The organism is Methylobacterium sp. W2, from assembly GCF_020662345.1.
Classification (GTDB): domain Bacteria; phylum Pseudomonadota; class Alphaproteobacteria; order Rhizobiales; family Beijerinckiaceae; genus Methylobacterium.
On the sequence record NZ_VMOA01000100.1, the window covers coordinates 1 to 712 of the forward strand.

Sequence of the window (712 nt, forward strand, 5' to 3'; positions counted from 1 at the left end):
CCATCGCTGCCGCCAAGATGGGGTGGGATCTGTTCTCGTTCGTAAGGGGCATGCCACGATGATCTGGCGCTATTTCGGCTATGCCTGTCTCGGGATCATCTCAGGGGCCATTCTAACGATCGCCGCTGCGTTCGCCTACTACGCGCAAGACCGGCACATCCCGGTTGAGGTGAGTCGCACGGAGGTGCTGACGCCCGTCGTGAAGCCAGGTGGCAAGCTCATCATCCGGCAGACGGTGAGATACCTGCGGGACCGTCGAGGCCACGTCGACCGCGTCCTCTACGACGCTCACACGCACCGGAAATGGCTGTCCGACGTCGATTACGAGCGTCCGCCGCGCGGCCTGGGCGAGCACGTCATCACCTTCGTCGAGGACGTGCCAAGCTACTTCGAGGCAGGTGACGCCAGCTACCGCGCCGTCCCTGTCTACGCCTGCAACCTCGTCCATCAGTACCTATGGCCGCTGACGCGCGATGAGACAGTGGTACGGTTCACGGTCGAGGGGACGCCGTTCTAGCCCCATTTGGTACATTTTAGTACCATGTTCGGCAATGACCTACAAAACGTCCATAAATCCTTGATAGGCTTGCCGCTCATAACGCTGAGCAAGCCGCCTAGCTTCGGAGCAACCTGTGCCAAGCATTCAAATCACGCCTGACGCGGACTACCAAGAAAATTTGGACGATCCGTTTTATGTATTCCCCCCCATCAA

Annotated in this window: 1 protein-coding gene; it reads left to right on the plus strand. The window is 59.1% G+C overall.

Going from position 1 to position 712, the window contains the following annotated elements; all coding sequences use genetic code 11:
* Window positions 1–517 (plus strand): hypothetical protein (locus tag FPV16_RS25895; RefSeq protein ID WP_319802281.1); only part of this gene is annotated, 517 nt, incomplete at its 5' end.
* Between the last annotated feature and the right edge of the window lie 195 nt (window positions 518–712).